This window comes from Vibrio anguillarum, from assembly GCF_001989995.2.
In the GTDB taxonomy this organism is placed as follows: domain Bacteria; phylum Pseudomonadota; class Gammaproteobacteria; order Enterobacterales; family Vibrionaceae; genus Vibrio; species Vibrio anguillarum.
Window position 1 is genome coordinate 20,161 of sequence record NZ_JAHGUP010000014.1, and the last position, 16,307, is coordinate 36,467.

A 16,307-nucleotide genomic window follows, 5' to 3' on the forward strand; every position below is an offset into this window, starting at 1 on the left:
TTCACCTTCTTACATTCATGTTGAATTGATTCTAAATGATATTCATTCTCAATAATGGGGGCGCAATCGCTAAACATCGTTCTTCTTTTGTTTCTCATCACGTGTTGCTTCTCTTTGATTGGTTGCGCAACTGACGCTGACAAATTCCTTGTTATCTAGTTAGAGTGATGAAGCGAGAGATGGCGTAAACTGCGTAGCTCGAGCCGCCTAAACAGTAAAGAGAGGCTTAAACATAAACCTAAGTATGCACCGCCCACTAACAACCATATTTCAAAAATAAGCCCAGAAGAGTTAGCGATTTCTGTGCCAACAAACGTCATTTCTTGAATTGAAATTAGCGATACAATCGAAGAATCTTTGACCAAAGAAATTGCTTGCCCAGCTAAAGCCGGCGTGATCGCCGCCAATACTTGAGGGGCAATGACGTATCGGTATTTTACCCATCGAGACAGCCCTAAAGAGTGCGCTGCTTCCCATTGACCTTGAGCGATTCCGGCCAAACCTGAACGAACAACTTCAGCGATGTAGGCCGATGAAAGCATCCCAATACACACAATTCCAGAGAACAAATTTTCCCATAGATGAGAAGGACCAAACAGCCAATGCTGAATGGCATTGGTTGGCTCATGGTGTTCCCGTAGTAGGTTTTCTAGGCCCAACAACGGGATCAGTTGATTGGAGACAAAAAAATAAAAAATGAACACGAAAACCAGCGGCGGAATGTTCCTAACTAATTGCACAAAAGCGTTAGCCGGAATTCTGAACCACGAAAACTGAGAGTGGCGTGCTACGCCAAGCAGTGTGCCTAACACAAGGGCCAGCACCATCGCCCAGACACTTAAGCGCAAAGTGGCGACCAAACCTTGAAAGAAATAAGGAATGTCGCCATTGCTGGTGGGAGTGAAAATCAGAGCAAAAGCTTCTCGCCAACGCCAATTATAATTCACCCCAAGCTCAGCTCGGTGTGTTAACCAAATAACAAAGCCTAACAGTACTACGAGTAACGCATAATCGAGCTTATTGAGCGATAATCGTAACCATGGTTTAAGGCTCCGTTTTTCATACAGCATGGTTTTTGTTCTATTCACATCCGCCCCTCAGGCTATTGCCCTGAGACGATTTGGTTTTGCCAATCTAGTGTTGAGAACCAATATTCGTAGCGTTCACTCAACCAGCCGTCATTAGTTCTTTCAATAATCCATTGATCAAAAAAGGCTTTTTTGTCCTCTTCACCTAAGCGAACGGCAAACGCTTCGTTCCCTTTGGATAACCGTTCATTAAAAGGAATGAACAGTTTGTCACTGTGTTTCACTGTTTCATGCTCAGGTTTAGGGCTTGACGCAATCACGGCGTGTGCTTGGCCGTTTAATACTTCTTGAAAGGCTTGTGCATCGTCATCAAATTGCAGAATTTTGGCTTTGGGGAAGGTTTCACGAGCGACTTGAACGGTAAATGCTCCGCGTCGCGCTGCGATAGTCACTCGACGAGAGTTGAAGTCTTCAATGGTGGAAAATCCTTTAGCGAGGGACTGATTAGCGGCAAGTTGTACTCCTGAATGTGAATAGGGAGCAGTGAACAGGACGCTTTTCGAGCGTTCTGGCGTGATAGACATGCCACCGATAATGACATCAAATTTCTGTGCTAAGAGTGCTGGAATAATGCCATCCCACGCGGTAGGTACAAATTCCACTTTCCAACCTGAATCTTCAGCAAGACGTTTGGCAACATCAATTTCAAAGCCAATTAGGTCGCCTTGCTTGTCGCGCATTGCCCAAGGCACAAACGTAGACATACCCACACGCAATGTGCCTCGTTCAGTGATTTTATCAAGGCTAGGCGTTTCACTGGCAAAGGCGGGTATGGAAATGGTTATCCCTAGTAACATAGTTAACCCGAGCGATAGAGCGGCGATAGCCTTCAACCCAGCGCGTTGCCACGCTTTTGTTGCAGATTGCTGCATGATGTTCTCCTTTTAAGGATGATTATTGAGCGCGCCATTGCGCCCCGAGTTTGTGTTCTAACCATGCTGAAAACCCTGATAAAGACAGAGTTAACAGTAAATAAATTGCAGCGACGGTAAACCATATTTCAAATGGCATCGCCGTTTCTGAGACAATATTTCTACCTTGAGTGGTTAAGTCAAAAATAGCCATCACACTGACGATAGACGAGTTTTTAATTAATGACACGACTTCATTGGTCAGTGGAGGTAATGTACGTTGGATAAGTTGCGGTAAGATCACATCAACATAGGTATAAAAACGAGAAAGCCCTAATGTTCGTGCCGCTTCAAACTGTCCCTTCGGAATGCTGTTTAAACCACCACGAAACACTTCGGCAGTATAAGCGCCTTGAAACAGTGCCAAAGCTAAAATGGCGGTAGAGAAGCGATCTAAGCCCAGCACTGGGCCAAACACAAAATAGAGCAGGTATATCTGCACCAGTAGCGGCGTATTGCGGATAAGCTCAATATAAATATTGGCCAGCCAACGCCCTACCACGGAATTGGAAAGCTTCAACAAAGCGGTTGTTAAGCCAATGACTAGCGTAAAAAATAGGCTGACCGTTGAGATTTGCACCGTAACGGCTAACCCTTCGAGCAGTTCCGCGGGCCACCATTCCCCCTCGTCGTAAAAAGCGATGAAATCAGGCACACGATGCCATTGCCACTGGTAACCCATAGCATGTGCGCCAGAATCAAGTAGCCATACCATCCCCGCCAGCAGTAGAACTATCTGTACTAGAGCGGAGAAGATCGGTTTTATCAGTACTTTTATCATCAATGGCTCAATATTTGGTTGAGAAACTGTTGAGTTCTTGGGTGTTTTGGCTGACGAAATATCTCTTCCGGCGTAGCGATCTCGAGAATTCTTCCTTCATCCATAAAAATGACGCGATCCGCTACTTTTCGGGCAAAACCCATTTCATGAGTGACGCACATCATGGTGATGCCATCTTGAGCAAGATCTACCATGACATCCAGCACCTCCTGGATGGTTTCAGGATCGAGAGCTGAAGTGGGTTCATCAAACAATAAAATTTCTGGTTGCATACAGAGTGAGCGTGCAATGGCAACACGCTGTTGCTGACCGCCAGATAATTGCACCGGATATTTGTCAGCTTGGTCAAGAATATTCACTCGCTGTAAAAAATGGCTCGCTCTTTGTCTTGCGGCTTGCTTACTCAATTTCAGTGTACGAATTGGAGCTAAAATAAGGTTTTCAATCACCGTCAAGTGAGGGAAAAGGTTGAAATGCTGGAAAACCATACCGATTTTTCCCGCAGGCTGTGTGATGTCGGAATGGTTAGAGTTCAGGGTGATCTTGCCCGCGGTGATAGCTTCTAACCCATTGACCGTTCGGATTAATGTTGATTTTCCTGAGCCTGAAGGGCCACAAACGACTAAAATTTCCCCTCGACGAACCTGAAGAGTAATGTCTTTCAAAGCGTGAAAATTATTGTACCACTTGTTTACTTTTTCAAACTCTATCGCATTCATGGTTGAATATCTTGTTGCTATTTTGTTATCACCTACCTTAGCAATATCAACGAGATAATGCACCTACGAAGCTCATATTAGCGTTAATTTGTGGGTTCCAGCATAAAGGTGTAACTATTTTTTTACGCAATGATAATTCTGTAAAAAAGTAGCCAATATTGCCTTTTGTTGAAAATAATGATTGAAGTTGTGGTTTTTAGTAGATAAGTTACAGGGGAGAGCCGAAAGCAAGGCTGCGTATAGATCCAACCTGTCCGTTGTTCGGTAGGCAGTAGAAAAGAATAAGGAAGAAGTAAGCAATGTTTCAGACTGATGATGTAAAAATTAAACGAGTTAAAGAGTTATTACCTCCTGTTGCGGTTCTAGAAAAGTTTCCGGCAACAGAAGTTGCTTCTTCAACCACATTTCAGGCTCGAGAAGCCATTCATAATATTCTACAAGATAAAGATGATCGCTTATTGGTGATCATTGGCCCATGTTCAATTCATGATCCTCAAGCGGCTGTTGAATATGGAAAACGTCTTAAAGTGTTACGCGATGAACTAGGTGATCGCCTTGAAATTGTCATGCGTGTCTATTTCGAAAAACCTCGTACGACCGTCGGATGGAAAGGGCTCATTAACGACCCTTATTTAAATGATACCTATAAAATTAACGATGGTTTACGCATGGCGCGTAAGTTACTGCTTGATTTGACCGATATGGGGATGCCGACAGCGAGCGAATTTTTGGATATGATCACACCGCAGTATGTGGCTGACCTTATCAGTTGGGGGGCTATTGGTGCTCGTACAACAGAATCTCAAGTTCACCGTGAACTCGCATCGGGTCTATCTTGTCCGGTTGGGTTCAAAAATGGGACAGATGGCAATATCAAAATCGCTTCTGATGCGATTCGCTCTGCCAGTGCATCGCACCATTTCTTGTCGGTCACTAAGTATGGTCATTCGGCCATCATTCAAACGGCAGGCAACCCTGATTGCCATATCATTCTACGAGGTGGTAAAGAGCCAAACTACAACGCTCAACATGTCGCGGCTATCAAGCAGGAACTAGAAATCTCCGGTTTACCACAAAAAGTGATGATTGACTTTAGCCACGCAAACAGCTCTAAACAGTACCAGCGTCAACTGTTGGTATCACAAGATGTGAGCGAGCAGATTGCATCGGGTGAACATGCTATTTTTGGTGTGATGATTGAGTCTCATCTTGTTGAAGGACGTCAGGATCTCGTGGATGGTTGTGCGGCCACTTATGGTCAATCGATTACGGATGCATGTATTGGCTGGGATGACACTGAAGTGGTATTGCGTCAGTTGGCTGATGCCGTAGAGGCTCGTCGCGCACGCTAAATATGGCGTCACTCTATAATATAAAGTGTCAACAGAGCTCCCGATTTGGGGGCTTTTCTATTTAGGCTTAGACTCAGCCCTGATCGCGTCACTTTAAGCACTATGGTTGTGAAAAGTGCTCAGATAATGCTGAACGACGATTTTTACTTGGGTCGCCATTTTCATCGTTTTCTACCGTGCTTTCATAGCCTTGTTTGATAAAGCGTTGTAAAGGCATGACAGGTTCAATACGCTTGAGTTGAGGGGAGTTTGTTGTCCCAGCAAGTTGGTAAATGGTCACACCACTACCAGTGTTAATCACAATTTTATCCCCATCATATTCAAACTGAGTGCTGACTAAGCGATTATTTCGAAACACGCCATTTGAATTGAGAGTGAGAACCTCAGTGCTATAACTGGGTGTACCGATTTCGATCCATGAACCATAGACATTTTTAGGGCTTGTATACTCTTGATAGCTCACTAAAAGTAAAGTGGCAAAACTAGCTGCGATAGTGAACAGCACTATCCAAAAAAGACTTTTTAATACCCACTTTTTTTTCATAGGGTGACCTGAAGAGGCTTTATTTGCATGCGTGAAACCCTTAACTGCCATTCCCACTCCATAACGTAAGCAATCAGCGACTAGTACCGGTAAGGCTAACCAATTAAAACAAGGTTAGAGAGTGGAATATGTCGTGTGGTTTAGCAAATGTCACACTGGAAAATATGATCTTTTTTCCAAAACTAGTACTAATGGATGACAAGATGAACATTGCACCATGAATTTTGTTGACTTACCGATCAGTATAGGTCGCGTTTCACTATTTGTTTAATCCCAATTGCCACTTGTGTATTTTTACGATTTCAGATAAAACGGCTTACAAACGTGTTATTCACCATATTTTGGTGGTTTATTTTACAAGGAAGAGAAATGATCAAAGAAAACACATACTTCGATGGGGCGGTTAAATCTTTAGGTTTTGCTCACCAAAGTGGTGACAGTTCGGTGGGCGTAATGGCTCCTGGCGAATACACCTTTGGCACGGCCGCTCCTGAGCGTATGACAGTCATCAAAGGTTCGTTAACGATAAAGCGTTTAGGGGATGAACATTGGTCTACATTTAAAGCGAATGAATCTTTTGAAGTCGCTGAGAATTCTTCCTTTGATTTGAAAGTTGCCGAAGCAACAGCTTATTTGTGCGAATATTTGTAGTTGAAATAGGGCTTAAAAGCCCTATTTCTTATTGAGCTGTTAAGCCAAATTTTGCATAGATGGCTTCGATCCTTCCACTTTTTACCATTTCAGACAGAGCGTCTTGTAATGCATCCGCTTGTGGATGGCTTTTAGGCATACCGTAATAGTTGCCGATAGTGTTTGGATAGTAGTAGGTTGCTACTTGGTAGTTACTAAAATTGATTGTTTTTAATTCCACTTCTAGCGCAGGTAAATCCAATACGATAACGGTATCTATTCTCTTTGCCTCTAGCATTCTTGCTAGGTTGAAGTCATCATTAACAACCGTTCTATTTATCTCTTTGTCTTGATCAAACGCTTCGAAATAAGCGGTACCTCTTTTCACACCGACATTCAGCTCTCGTAAATCTTGATAATTGTTGATTGCTGGCCCATCACTGCGAGTGACAAAAACAATATTCCGTGTTTGCTCACTTATAGGACCGATAAAGCGAACAAATGCTTCTCTGTCTGCTGTTCGTATGACACGTGGAACAATGTCAACAGTACCATTTTCTAAAGTAGCAAGGCTGCGAGGAAATGGAATGTTTCGCCACTCGATATCGAAGCCTATATTTTTTGCTGCTTCTTCAATGATTTCCTTTAATGGGCCGCTGATTTTTTGACCATCTGGACTGATCACCATTTCTGGTGGTCGATGCCTAAAATCAGCTTTAAGGGTGTTAGCAAAAAGCGTTGAGCTGAGCAGCACTGCTGCCAATGAAATGAGAATATTTCTAGTCAATACCCACATATTTCGTGCCTCTCGTCAAATTTACTACTTGAGTATAGGCAAACTTTCTGAGAACCCCAAAATGACACTTAAGATCAGCCGGATGGTTACCCTATGATTAATACTGTTCAAACACACCTGAGTTGTAGTCTTTAATTGCTTGTTCTATCTCAGAAAATGAGTTCATTACAAACGGCCCATAATGCACGACAGGTTCATCAATGGGTTGCCCCATTAGCAACAATACTCCGCTCGTATCATTGGCTGTTAATGTTAAGAACTCACCTTTTGAGAGCAACGCTAGCTCGCCTTGCTCCAACACTTTACTGCCTAGCTGTGTATTGCCTTTGTAGGTAAATGCCATGACATTAAAGTGATTCGGAGTGACGATCTCTAATTGGCTACCCGGTGTTGCTTGCCAGTCGGCCACACTCAATTTAACGCCCGTTTTTGTTAATGGGCCTGTTACTATCTGGTTGCCACAAGTGACATCACCCGCGAGTACTCTCAGCAGGCCAGTCTCTTGGGAGTGGTATTCGGTAATGGTTTCGGGTTGAAAGTCGTGGTATTGCGCTGGCGCCATTTTTTGGCTAGCAGGCTGATTGATCCAAATCTGAAAACCGTGCAACTGACCTTCAGTCATGATTGGCATCTCGCTGTGAATAACACCTCTTCCTGCGGCCATCCATTGGGCACCTCCAGAGCGTAATTCACCGACATTACCCATATGATCTTGATGTTGGAAATGCCCATTTAGCATATAAGTGAGAGTTTCGATTCCTCGGTGTGGATGAGGAGGGAATCCGCCAATATAATCGGCTTTTTGATCAGATTTAAATTCATCGAGCATTAAAAATGGTGAAAAATTAGCATTATTAAAGCCAGCAACGCGGCTAATTTTTACGCCATCTCCATCCGAAGTGGGTTGTGCGGGGATTATCTGTTTTATTTCACGTTGCGTTAGCATAATGATTCTCCTTGTCGGTATAACATCAGTCTAAGACAAGGTGCTGATAAAGAAGAGCGCTGTGTTTTGAAGGTCTTCGTCGAGAAATTCGAACATATATTGAGGGGGGCTATAATTAGAGTAGGTTGGATCACGAGGAGGATGCCCAATGTCTATGTTGCCCAAACATGAAGATCAGAATCCGCATTATGATCCCAAAGAGGATTTTACGCTTGAGCAGATGCACCGATTTACCAAGGTGGCTAATCAAGCGCAGAAAAATCGCGATACGCTTGAACAACTCAGTGACAAAGACGTTTCCATTGTTGAAGCAGCAAGGCGTGCGGCAATGAGGCCAGTGATTCACCCTAAACCAAATAAACCTAATACAGCACGCTACGCCGCATGGATGGTGGTGGTATGTGCAGTAGGTTTGTGGATTATGTATATGACTCGCTAGCTTTCTTTATTGGTGTCACTGTTGCTGAATGGGTTGCAGTAGATGCTTCAGTATGGTCAAGTGAAAGATGTTGGTAATACTGATATTGATTTTTGCCGTTGTGTTTTGCTGCGTACATCGCTTTGTCTGCGCACCGAGTCAGCTCGGCCAAGTTATCAGCATCAGAAGGAAACAAAGCAGCGCCGATGCTGACGGTGAGGTTATTGATCATTTCTGACCCTTGATATTTATCCTCAAACAGATAACAAATCCGGTTGAGAACACCATCCAAATCCTTAACCGTTTTGATATCGTAAAGTAGTAGCACGAACTCATCTCCGGCAAATCTCGCGATGGAGTAATCGTGTTTATCGGTCTTCCGGTCTTTATTTCGGACGTTGTTTTTTAAACGATTGGCGAAATATTGCAAGACTCGATCCCCGACCTCATGTCCGTAGCTGTCATTAATGGACTTGAAATTATCAATGTCTAGAAAGACGAGTGCGGTGATGGTTTTTTTATCAGTCTGCTGGGAGAGTTTTTCACGTGCCCAAGTTTCGAAACTCCAACGATTGGCGAGCCCAGTCAGTTGGTCGGTGTAGGCAAGGTCTTCAATTCCCTCTTGATAAAGATGCTGGATATAGCAAACCGCTTTGTTGTAGTAGTAAGAGGAAATATGACACATGCAACAGAGTGCGATGAGACTGAGAAAAAACCGATCTATGGGGAGATATTGAGGAAGAATATCGGCACCGGAGAGTTGTACTGAGACGCCAATCAGCATAAAGAAACTGCAGCTAAAAACTAAGCCTATACGAAAGTCATTAATGAAGATCACCGCCGCAATAATTGGAAACAACCACAGCACATTGCCGACCATATGCTGTCCATATAGTAGTAATATGACCCCTTTTGTTAACAAGATGGCACTGAGGAATAAATCAGCATAGGAGGTATTATCAGAGTGATGGTAGAAATAAAGGTAATTAGAGGCAATGGCGATCAAGCATAATAAATTAAAAGTGCTCAGATAATATTGCTGTTCAAGAAAATGAAGAATGCCATAAAAGGCGAAAAGTAGCACAGACACAAACGAGCATAAGGCAACGACCCTACGCTTGCGTGACGCTCGCATATTGGCCATCTCTTCTAAATGTCTACCTACCAGTTCAGTCATACTCGATCTCGATGCTATCCTAAAGTATTAGGTACCGAGTTAAGTCTAGAATAAATAACAGAGTTTTGTGGACGAAGTGCATGGAGTCAGTTAAAAAATACAATGGCTAATCATTTTGCGTTTTCGTTAAGTCATTAGGCTATTAATAATCGGTGATCAATGGTCTTATAACTTATTGTATTATCAGCATGTTTTGTCGATTATTTTAACGTTGTCCAAATAAGCCATTATTTAAGCCATTATTTTTTTATAAAAAAATGAATATAAGCAAATGTGGATATAGCAAAAAAATCTAAGCCGTCCTGTCGTTACATTACAAATTTAGTTACATCGCAAATTCTTTTTTGATCCAACTTCTTAGCACTAAGATACTCTCTTGTTTCAGTTGCTCTTTGGCACAAACGAAGTAGTAGTCTTGATAGGGATTAGTCACTGCGGAACCGAGTTCTTGTAGTAGGCCTAACTTGATGTCATCTTTTACAAAGAGGCGATGGGTAACGAAAATACCTAATTGGCGGATAGTTGCTTGTACGGCTTGTGCTGAAGAAACAAATGATAGGTTTTTGCGACTTTCTGGCATGGTAAGTTGATAAGCATCGCACCAAATTTGCCAGTCTTTTTTGCGGCGCTCGTTTACAGCGATAATCGCTGGGTGGCATTTAAGTATGGATGAAAGCGTCTGCTTATCACCTTGTTTTATGAGGTCAGGTTTTATGAGTTCAGGGCTGCATACCAGCACCAATTCATCTTCGGCAAGTTTCTCACAATAGTAGTCTTGCCACTCATCTTGTTTACCATGAACAATCGCGATATCAACGTTCTCTGATGTTAGAGAAAAAGTGCCTGTTAAACTCGATATTCTCACGTCTATATGTGGCGCATGCTCTTGAAAGCGGTTAACTCGTGGTATCCACCAGTGCAGCGCTAATGAGTTGACCATGTTGAGTGTCAGTCGGTTATGGCGCTCATCTCTCATAAGCACTTCAGTTGCTTCAACGATTTGCTCCAAAGCAGGCGCAATTCTCCGATAGTATTTTTGACCAGCATTATTGAGTACGACGTGACGCCCAGCGCGATTGAATAGCGGCTGGTTTAGCTGGTTCTCTAATGCTTTTATTGATTGACTGACGGCTGAATGACTAACATTAAGGTGCTTTGCTGCATCCGTCATGCTGCCTGTTTCTGCTACGGCAATAAATGAGTAGAGTGACTTGAGCGGAGGTAGTTTTCGCATTGGTAAGTTTCTCTTACAGGTTTGGTTAATATTACTCGTTATTTTTCCTTTCGTCATTGTTCTATGATGGCTGTACTAGAGGAGAGTTGTATGAACCCACGAATTTTGGCTCCATTATTTATGTTGTCCTCCACATTTAGCTTGTCATTGACAGGGCTACTGTCTAAGTTTCTTGCACATGAGATACCGCTACAAAGTCTCAGTTTTCTCCGATTTTTACTCCCCGCGCTTATATTGTTGGGAGTAATGAGCTTGACTCATTTCCGTTTTCCTCCCAAAGGTATGAAACGGGCTCTGTGGGTTCGCTCAGTATGCATTGCAGGCTGTCAGCTCTGTTTTATTTACTCACTTCAGCACCTTTCTTTGGTGGAAAGTGTCGTATTGTTCAGCACTGGTCCACTGTTTATTCCTTTGTTAGAAAAATTAATATTTGGTGTAGTGATGAAAGCAGGCACGGTTGTGAGCTTGGCCATTACATTTATCGGGGTGTTACTGCTGGCTGGCGATGTTTCGGGCATCCATTTACGGATGGAGTTATTGGTCGGTTTACTTGCGGGAGCGCTGAATGCGGGATCGCAGTTAAGCTTGTATCGAGCGACGAAAAGTGATATGCGATCTATTGATATCAATGCTTGGACGTTTGTGTGTGCATCAATCTTATTACTACCTTTGTTATTTCTTCCTACCTCGGACGCGAATGTACTTCAACAAACCTGGGGCAGCTTGCAGCAGTTAGCTGTGGTTATTGCCTTGAGCGGAGTCTCTATATTAGTCATCAACACTCAAATTTTTCGAGCCAAAGCCTACCGTCTGGCACACTCTGGCTCGCAGCTCGCTCCGTTAATTTTTACCAATTTGCTTTTTACCGCTTTATGGCAACAGTTGTTTTTTAATGTGCAGTACTTGCCAACACAAATGGTAGGATTGGGCTTGATTGTGATGGCAACTTTTACCGGAATTCTTATCCCGAAGCTATTTAAATCCTCAGTATCGTCAAACCAGCTTAAATCAGCTTAACCCGCTTATTGCTACTGTCTGATGAGCCCATAAGGCAGGCTAGAAAATACCTTAGGATTATTTTTCACTGTGGGCGCTTGGTTGGTTTTCTGCCAGTCAAGTAACATAATGGCAAGTACATTGCGGTGCTCTCCGTCGGCAAGGTCAAACACACCTGAGGTAGAGGGGATCATCCCTTTCTTTTTATCAATCGCTTGTTGAATTGCGAGACGAGTTTTTTCTACAACAGGATCCTTTTCTAAACCTGCGAGTAGAAAAGTGATCCCAACTTCAGCAACCACATCTTCCTTCGCTCTTAGCAAAATGGTATAGATATTATTGCGAAAGTAGTCGAAGATCCATTGATGCTGCTGCTCTTTAATGGGATTTTGATAGTATTCCGAATCGGCAAAAATAATGTGTGTCATGCCATACAGTTTATTGCCATATTGTTGCGCGGAGAGTGCTTTATCAGCAGAATCTGGGTATGTTTTCCTAAAGCTATCAATGAATGGTTGTACGACATCTTGTTCACCTAACTGGCGTAACCAATAGACTTGGTTAGCAAGTTGTGCGGCCCACGCTTTAATCATTTCTTCATCAGTGGCGTACTTAGTAAAATCATAACGGCGGATCACTTGGCGCAAAAGCTGATCTTCTTTATGTTTCAAACCATATTCGTTGGCACGGGCCATAGAGCCTAATAGGTCGACGCCTAAGTAGAGGTATTCTGGCATATGTTTAGTGGCGATATAGCGTAATTGGCTGCGTTCATCTGCGTCATCGAAGTATCCAGCCAAACGTTGCTCAGAGTAGAGAAAAACCTGTTCAGCAGTTGAAACTTCTGCGGAAAATTGATTAAGTCGGCTCGCCACGCGAGCAAGATCACTCCACACCGCCGCTGAATATTTAGGGTCTAGAGTTTGGCGATACATCCGTAACCCATAGTGCCCCTCTTTGAATGCCGGCAATGTGAAAAGTTGCTCTTCATAGGTTTGACGAATAAGCTCCGCAGATTCAGAAAAAGTGTTATTCGTTGTTGGCGCCGGCTCTGCATAGCCAGAGGCAGGCAACCACAATGCAATAGCTAATCCCAGAAATAGGCCACTCTTTTTTAATAACATGATGAAAACACACCTCTAAGCTAATATTCATAATAATATTAGCATTTCATGGATTTATTATTGTTGGTGATATGTCAGGTGTGCGTAAAATGACCGCTTTGAGCCGTCGTTAGGATAATGCGTTTAGCTGATTGTGCTTTTTACGCTATGCAAATGGATGAATTAAAATCTTACTATGTTAGCAAAAAGCTACGAGTTCATTTGGTTATATCAATAAATTTGTAATTAATTTGGGTATTCCCTCATTAATTACGTTAATCTTAAGTAAGAAGCACTATTCTAAATAGAGCAAGTAAAACCATACACATGTAGTGATTGCTACAGGCTAGTGAGGGAGAGTTGCATGAGACATATCTCAGGCAAACAGTGGTCTGTCAATTTGCTTCTCGTTGCCTTCATCATTTTTTGTGGAGGGTTGATCGAAATTATCAATTTCAATCAACGAAGTTTTATCCGAGATAATCTTCAAACCAGAGCAAAGGAAGAGCTTTCGATTATTCGAGCTCAGTTAGAAGCTGCCATTTTGTCTGACATCTATGTAGCAAATGGGTTAACCAGTTTAATTGCGATTAACGCCCATTCTCAGTTCGAAGATTGGGAAAAGATTGCGGCTAATATTTTACATGAAGGTAGACATTTGCGCGTGATTGGGCTTGCGCCTGATGATGTGATTCGTTACACCTATCCATTGAGTGGAAATCACAAAACGATAGGCTTAGATTACCGTACCGTTCCCAAACAGTGGGCCACGATCTTAAAAGCAAGGGAGATCCAAGAGATCTTCATTGCAGGCCCTGTGAACCTAGTTCAAGGTGGGCGAGGCCTTGTTGCTCGGATTCCTATATTTACTGACCCTCCTGATAACCAACAATATTGGGGGGTATGCAGTGTCGTGATCGATTTAGATTCTCTATTACTTTCCACTGGCGTTGAACGTTTTACTCACCGCTTTAATTTGGCGATACGTGGGGTAGACAGTACTGGTTCGGAAGGCGAGGTATTTTTTGGTGAACAAGAGGTGTTCACGAAAGCTTTTGCAAAACAAAGTGTTCATTTTCCCTATGGCGGCTGGGAAATTGCTGTTGCGCAGAAAAGCGATGTTTTAGGTCAAGTGCCTTGGTATCAGGTTCACATTGTACGGTTGTTAGGTTATCCGATCTTAATCTTGTTGGTTGCGGCGTTTATTACGATATATCGCTTGTACTCTATTGCTAATGAAAGAGCACTTCATGATGAATTAACTCAGCTTCCTAACCGTCGGTACTTCATGTATACGCTTGATCGATATTTTGAGCAGGCTATAAAAATGGACCAATCGGCTGGTTTTGTCATCCTCAACATTGATATTGATAAGTTCAAATCGATCAATGACACCTATGGGCATGCGGCGGGTGACAAGGTGTTGATTGCTTGTGCGGAGCGAGTGAAAAGCGTATTGCGTTCTTCGGATTTAGTTGCACGTATTGGCGGTGATGAGTTTCTGGTTTTGCTGTCTCGAGTATCGGACAACGATGATATTGAGCGGATCAGTCTCAAAATAAAAAGTGCGTTGTGTAATGCGCCAGTCATTTATGAGCAGCACTTAATTAACCTACATGTCAGTGTAGGCGCAGCCGCATTTAGCCCAGAATTTGATAATGTGGATGCGATGTTGAAACTGGCTGATGAGCGGATGTATCAAGAAAAGAGGCAGCAGTACTACTAAATTATTTATTCAGATTTGCATTTTGAAATTTAATTGCAAAATGCAAATTTATTATGCGACACGTTGTAATGAAACCGCTCATAAAGTAGACAGATAAGGTGTTTTTTGGCAGTTTTAAAGTTGGCATGCATCCTGCTATATAGTAAGTGACCCTTCTAAGCCGAGGGTCACCTAGCCAACTGACGTTGTTAGTGAACCTTATTTTTGTTCACACTTATTAATAGCCAATCATACTTTTTGTGATTGGCTTTTTTTATTTTTACGCTCTGCAACTAGCCAGCACATTTCTCATAGCAGCTTGGTTTTCTTGGACAGACAGCACCGCGTGAGCAGATTAAGCGCGCATTATTTTCAATTCCGCGTTCAATCCAATTAATATTAAGAATTTTAGCAATAGTCGTGAGATCTTTTTTAATATGTCTTGGAATAAGAGAGCTTCCGCCGTTGCTGACGCATAACGCTTTGAGCTCCTCAGCAATTGAGTGAGCATCCCCACCTTGTGCATTGATGGCTGGATTCAAATCTATTCCTGCGCATAGCACTCGATTATTGCCTGCTGGATCGATCATATTGACGGATTCACAGCAATATATTCTCGGCTCATCACCTACATTCAAAATCGAAATTTGCGCAGAGCTGCCACTTTGCGGCTCTGAAAGACGTCTAAACACGGCCCAATGCTGGCAAGGGTCATTCACTTTACGCATATTCCCCCACGGTAGAGGGATCCCATTGCCACGATAAACCGCTTTTAATTTGCCTTCACCATAAGCATCGAAATAGTGCCAATGCGGATAGGGTGACACGACCGTCATGCGCCTCATCGCAACGGAAGGAGAAACCCCCGCTTTCAAATGTACATCGATTTCGTAACCGCTGCGATCAAGAAGTTGCCGATAAGGCACTTTGGGGCACAGCAGTGCGCCAGCAAAAAAACTCGATTCAAAATCTCGCCATGCCTGAAGGATATCTTGGGAATTTAATTCACAGGTGGCGGTGGCATCCGGCGTTTCTTCCCAACTGTTTGTGTGGCCAACCGTTAAGACACTTTTTAGTCCCTCTTTGCTGTGCAGAATATTATGGCCAATATACACTGCGAGGTCGTACTTTAGGCGAGTTGGGTACTCACGTAGAATTTCATTGAGGTAGATCGTGCATGGTGGTTCAAAAAAAGAGGTAATAAGTTGTTTGGCGCTAACACCAAGCTCATCAACAACATCTTGCGGGGTTCTCGTGACCCAGCGGATAACCAAACCAAGGCTTTTGGCGATGTCGATAAGATCTTCAACAGCTAAGTTTAAGCGTTTTAAACCCACTTCTTCTGCTGCTCGCTCAAGATCTGGGAAGTGGTTTTGTAAACTCTCTTGGTGAGCACGGATCAATAGATGAGCAAACTGTTTGCCAGTGATCCCGGTTTGGGAAAGCATCTCTGGGATTGCGATTTGTAAAATATCATTTGAGAATAAAAAGCTAGGTTCAAGAGCCATACCGCTGATCCCACCTCTGTTACCCTTGTCAGGAGTAATATCCGTTTGACCTGGTTCATCATCTAAAAACCAAGCGGGATCTTTTTGGAAAACTTGGGCAATGACCTCCAACATATCAACACTAGGCACCCGTTTTCCACGCTCAATCATCGAAAGGTATGAAACGGAGGGGGCGTATTCTGGGTTGATACGAATACAGCGTGCCGATAAGTCTTCCATCGTTAGGTGATTGCGCTTTCTTAAGTTTCTGACTTTTGTCCCTAAGAAATGTGACTGACGAACTAAGCTTTTTGATAAGGCCATTTTGTAAAATTCACACTGTAAAATTTTTGTTGTGAAATTGTAGTAAAAAATTGGTTAATCTACCAAGTAAGCAAGGTCACAAATTTGCACAAAGGT

16 protein-coding genes are annotated in these 16,307 nt (G+C 42.9%); 5 read left to right on the forward strand and 11 right to left on the reverse strand.

Annotated features, from left to right (window positions below; genetic code table 11):
• Positions 1-155: 155 nt before the first annotated feature.
• From PL85_RS02845 to PL85_RS02860, 4 genes are all read right to left on the reverse strand, one after another.
• On the reverse strand, positions 156-1,070 hold the full coding sequence (locus PL85_RS02845) for an amino acid ABC transporter permease (RefSeq protein WP_214649637.1): 915 nt from the start codon (positions 1,068-1,070) through the stop codon (positions 156-158).
• 32 nt (positions 1,071-1,102) lie between these two features.
• A complete protein-coding gene (locus tag PL85_RS02850; RefSeq protein ID WP_088721593.1) occupies positions 1,103-1,885 on the reverse strand; it encodes a transporter substrate-binding domain-containing protein in 783 nt (260 codons plus the stop codon).
• 97 nt (positions 1,886-1,982) lie between these two features.
• Entirely contained in the window at positions 1,983-2,780 is a 798-nt protein-coding gene (locus PL85_RS02855; RefSeq protein WP_026027335.1) for an amino acid ABC transporter permease, read from the reverse strand.
• On the reverse strand, positions 2,780-3,499 hold the full coding sequence (locus PL85_RS02860) for an amino acid ABC transporter ATP-binding protein (protein WP_047687789.1): 720 nt from the start codon (positions 3,497-3,499) through the stop codon (positions 2,780-2,782). The genes PL85_RS02855 and PL85_RS02860 overlap by 1 nt, the downstream gene beginning before the upstream one ends.
• 299 nt (positions 3,500-3,798) lie before the next feature.
• Between PL85_RS02860 and aroG the strand changes: the two genes are divergently transcribed.
• Positions 3,799-4,851, forward strand: coding sequence for a 3-deoxy-7-phosphoheptulonate synthase AroG (gene aroG, locus PL85_RS02865; RefSeq protein ID WP_115340313.1), 1,053 nt, complete (start codon positions 3,799-3,801; stop codon positions 4,849-4,851).
• A gap of 100 nt (positions 4,852-4,951) precedes the next feature.
• Here aroG and PL85_RS02870 read toward each other — a convergent pair whose 3' ends face one another.
• Complete coding sequence (locus PL85_RS02870) at positions 4,952-5,395, reverse strand: DUF2850 domain-containing protein (protein WP_026027942.1); 444 nt, start codon at positions 5,393-5,395, stop codon at positions 4,952-4,954.
• 369 nt (positions 5,396-5,764) lie between these two features.
• Between PL85_RS02870 and ppnP the strand changes: the two genes are divergently transcribed.
• A complete protein-coding gene (gene ppnP / locus PL85_RS02875) occupies positions 5,765-6,046 on the forward strand; it encodes a pyrimidine/purine nucleoside phosphorylase (RefSeq protein WP_026027338.1) in 282 nt (93 codons plus the stop codon).
• Positions 6,047-6,074: 28 nt separating this feature from the next.
• On the opposite strand, the gene PL85_RS02880 is transcribed toward ppnP, so the two are convergent.
• Entirely contained in the window at positions 6,075-6,821 is a 747-nt protein-coding gene (locus tag PL85_RS02880; RefSeq protein WP_115340312.1) for a substrate-binding periplasmic protein, read from the reverse strand.
• Between the two features lie 97 nt (positions 6,822-6,918).
• Positions 6,919-7,767 (reverse strand): pirin family protein, encoded by an 849-nt coding sequence (locus PL85_RS02885; protein ID WP_115340311.1) that lies wholly within the window; start codon positions 7,765-7,767, stop codon positions 6,919-6,921.
• Between the two features lie 148 nt (positions 7,768-7,915).
• Here PL85_RS02885 and PL85_RS02890 point away from each other — a divergent pair, with 148 nt between their 5' ends.
• Positions 7,916-8,206: a hypothetical protein gene (locus tag PL85_RS02890; RefSeq protein ID WP_013868082.1), complete on the forward strand. Its 291-nt coding sequence runs from the start codon at positions 7,916-7,918 to the stop codon at positions 8,204-8,206.
• Here the strand turns inward: PL85_RS02890 and PL85_RS02895 are convergent.
• Both PL85_RS02895 and PL85_RS02900 read right to left on the reverse strand, forming a co-directional pair.
• Complete coding sequence (locus PL85_RS02895; RefSeq protein WP_115340310.1) at positions 8,187-9,362, reverse strand: GGDEF domain-containing protein; 1,176 nt, start codon at positions 9,360-9,362, stop codon at positions 8,187-8,189. The genes PL85_RS02890 and PL85_RS02895 overlap by 20 nt on opposite strands.
• A 325-nt stretch (positions 9,363-9,687) precedes the next feature.
• Positions 9,688-10,596 (reverse strand): LysR substrate-binding domain-containing protein, encoded by a 909-nt coding sequence (locus PL85_RS02900; RefSeq protein WP_115340309.1) that lies wholly within the window; start codon positions 10,594-10,596, stop codon positions 9,688-9,690.
• Between the two features lie 90 nt (positions 10,597-10,686).
• Between PL85_RS02900 and PL85_RS02905 the strand changes: the two genes are divergently transcribed.
• A complete protein-coding gene (locus tag PL85_RS02905) occupies positions 10,687-11,613 on the forward strand; it encodes a DMT family transporter (RefSeq protein WP_017045989.1) in 927 nt (308 codons plus the stop codon).
• Between the two features lie 11 nt (positions 11,614-11,624).
• Here the strand turns inward: PL85_RS02905 and PL85_RS02910 are convergent, their stop codons facing one another.
• Positions 11,625-12,716 carry a DUF3541 domain-containing protein gene (locus PL85_RS02910; RefSeq protein WP_115340308.1) on the reverse strand — a complete coding sequence of 364 codons (1,092 nt, stop codon included), beginning with the start codon at positions 12,714-12,716 and terminating at the stop codon, positions 11,625-11,627.
• Positions 12,717-13,044: 328 nt separating this feature from the next.
• Between PL85_RS02910 and PL85_RS02915 the strand changes: the two genes are divergently transcribed.
• Complete coding sequence (locus PL85_RS02915) at positions 13,045-14,421, forward strand: diguanylate cyclase (protein ID WP_017045991.1); 1,377 nt, start codon at positions 13,045-13,047, stop codon at positions 14,419-14,421.
• Positions 14,422-14,693: 272 nt separating this feature from the next.
• On the opposite strand, the gene PL85_RS02920 is transcribed toward PL85_RS02915, so the two are convergent.
• Positions 14,694-16,211 carry a DUF3612 domain-containing protein gene (locus tag PL85_RS02920; RefSeq protein WP_017047432.1) on the reverse strand — a complete coding sequence of 506 codons (1,518 nt, stop codon included), beginning with the start codon at positions 16,209-16,211 and terminating at the stop codon, positions 14,694-14,696.
• Positions 16,212-16,307 lie beyond the last annotated feature (96 nt).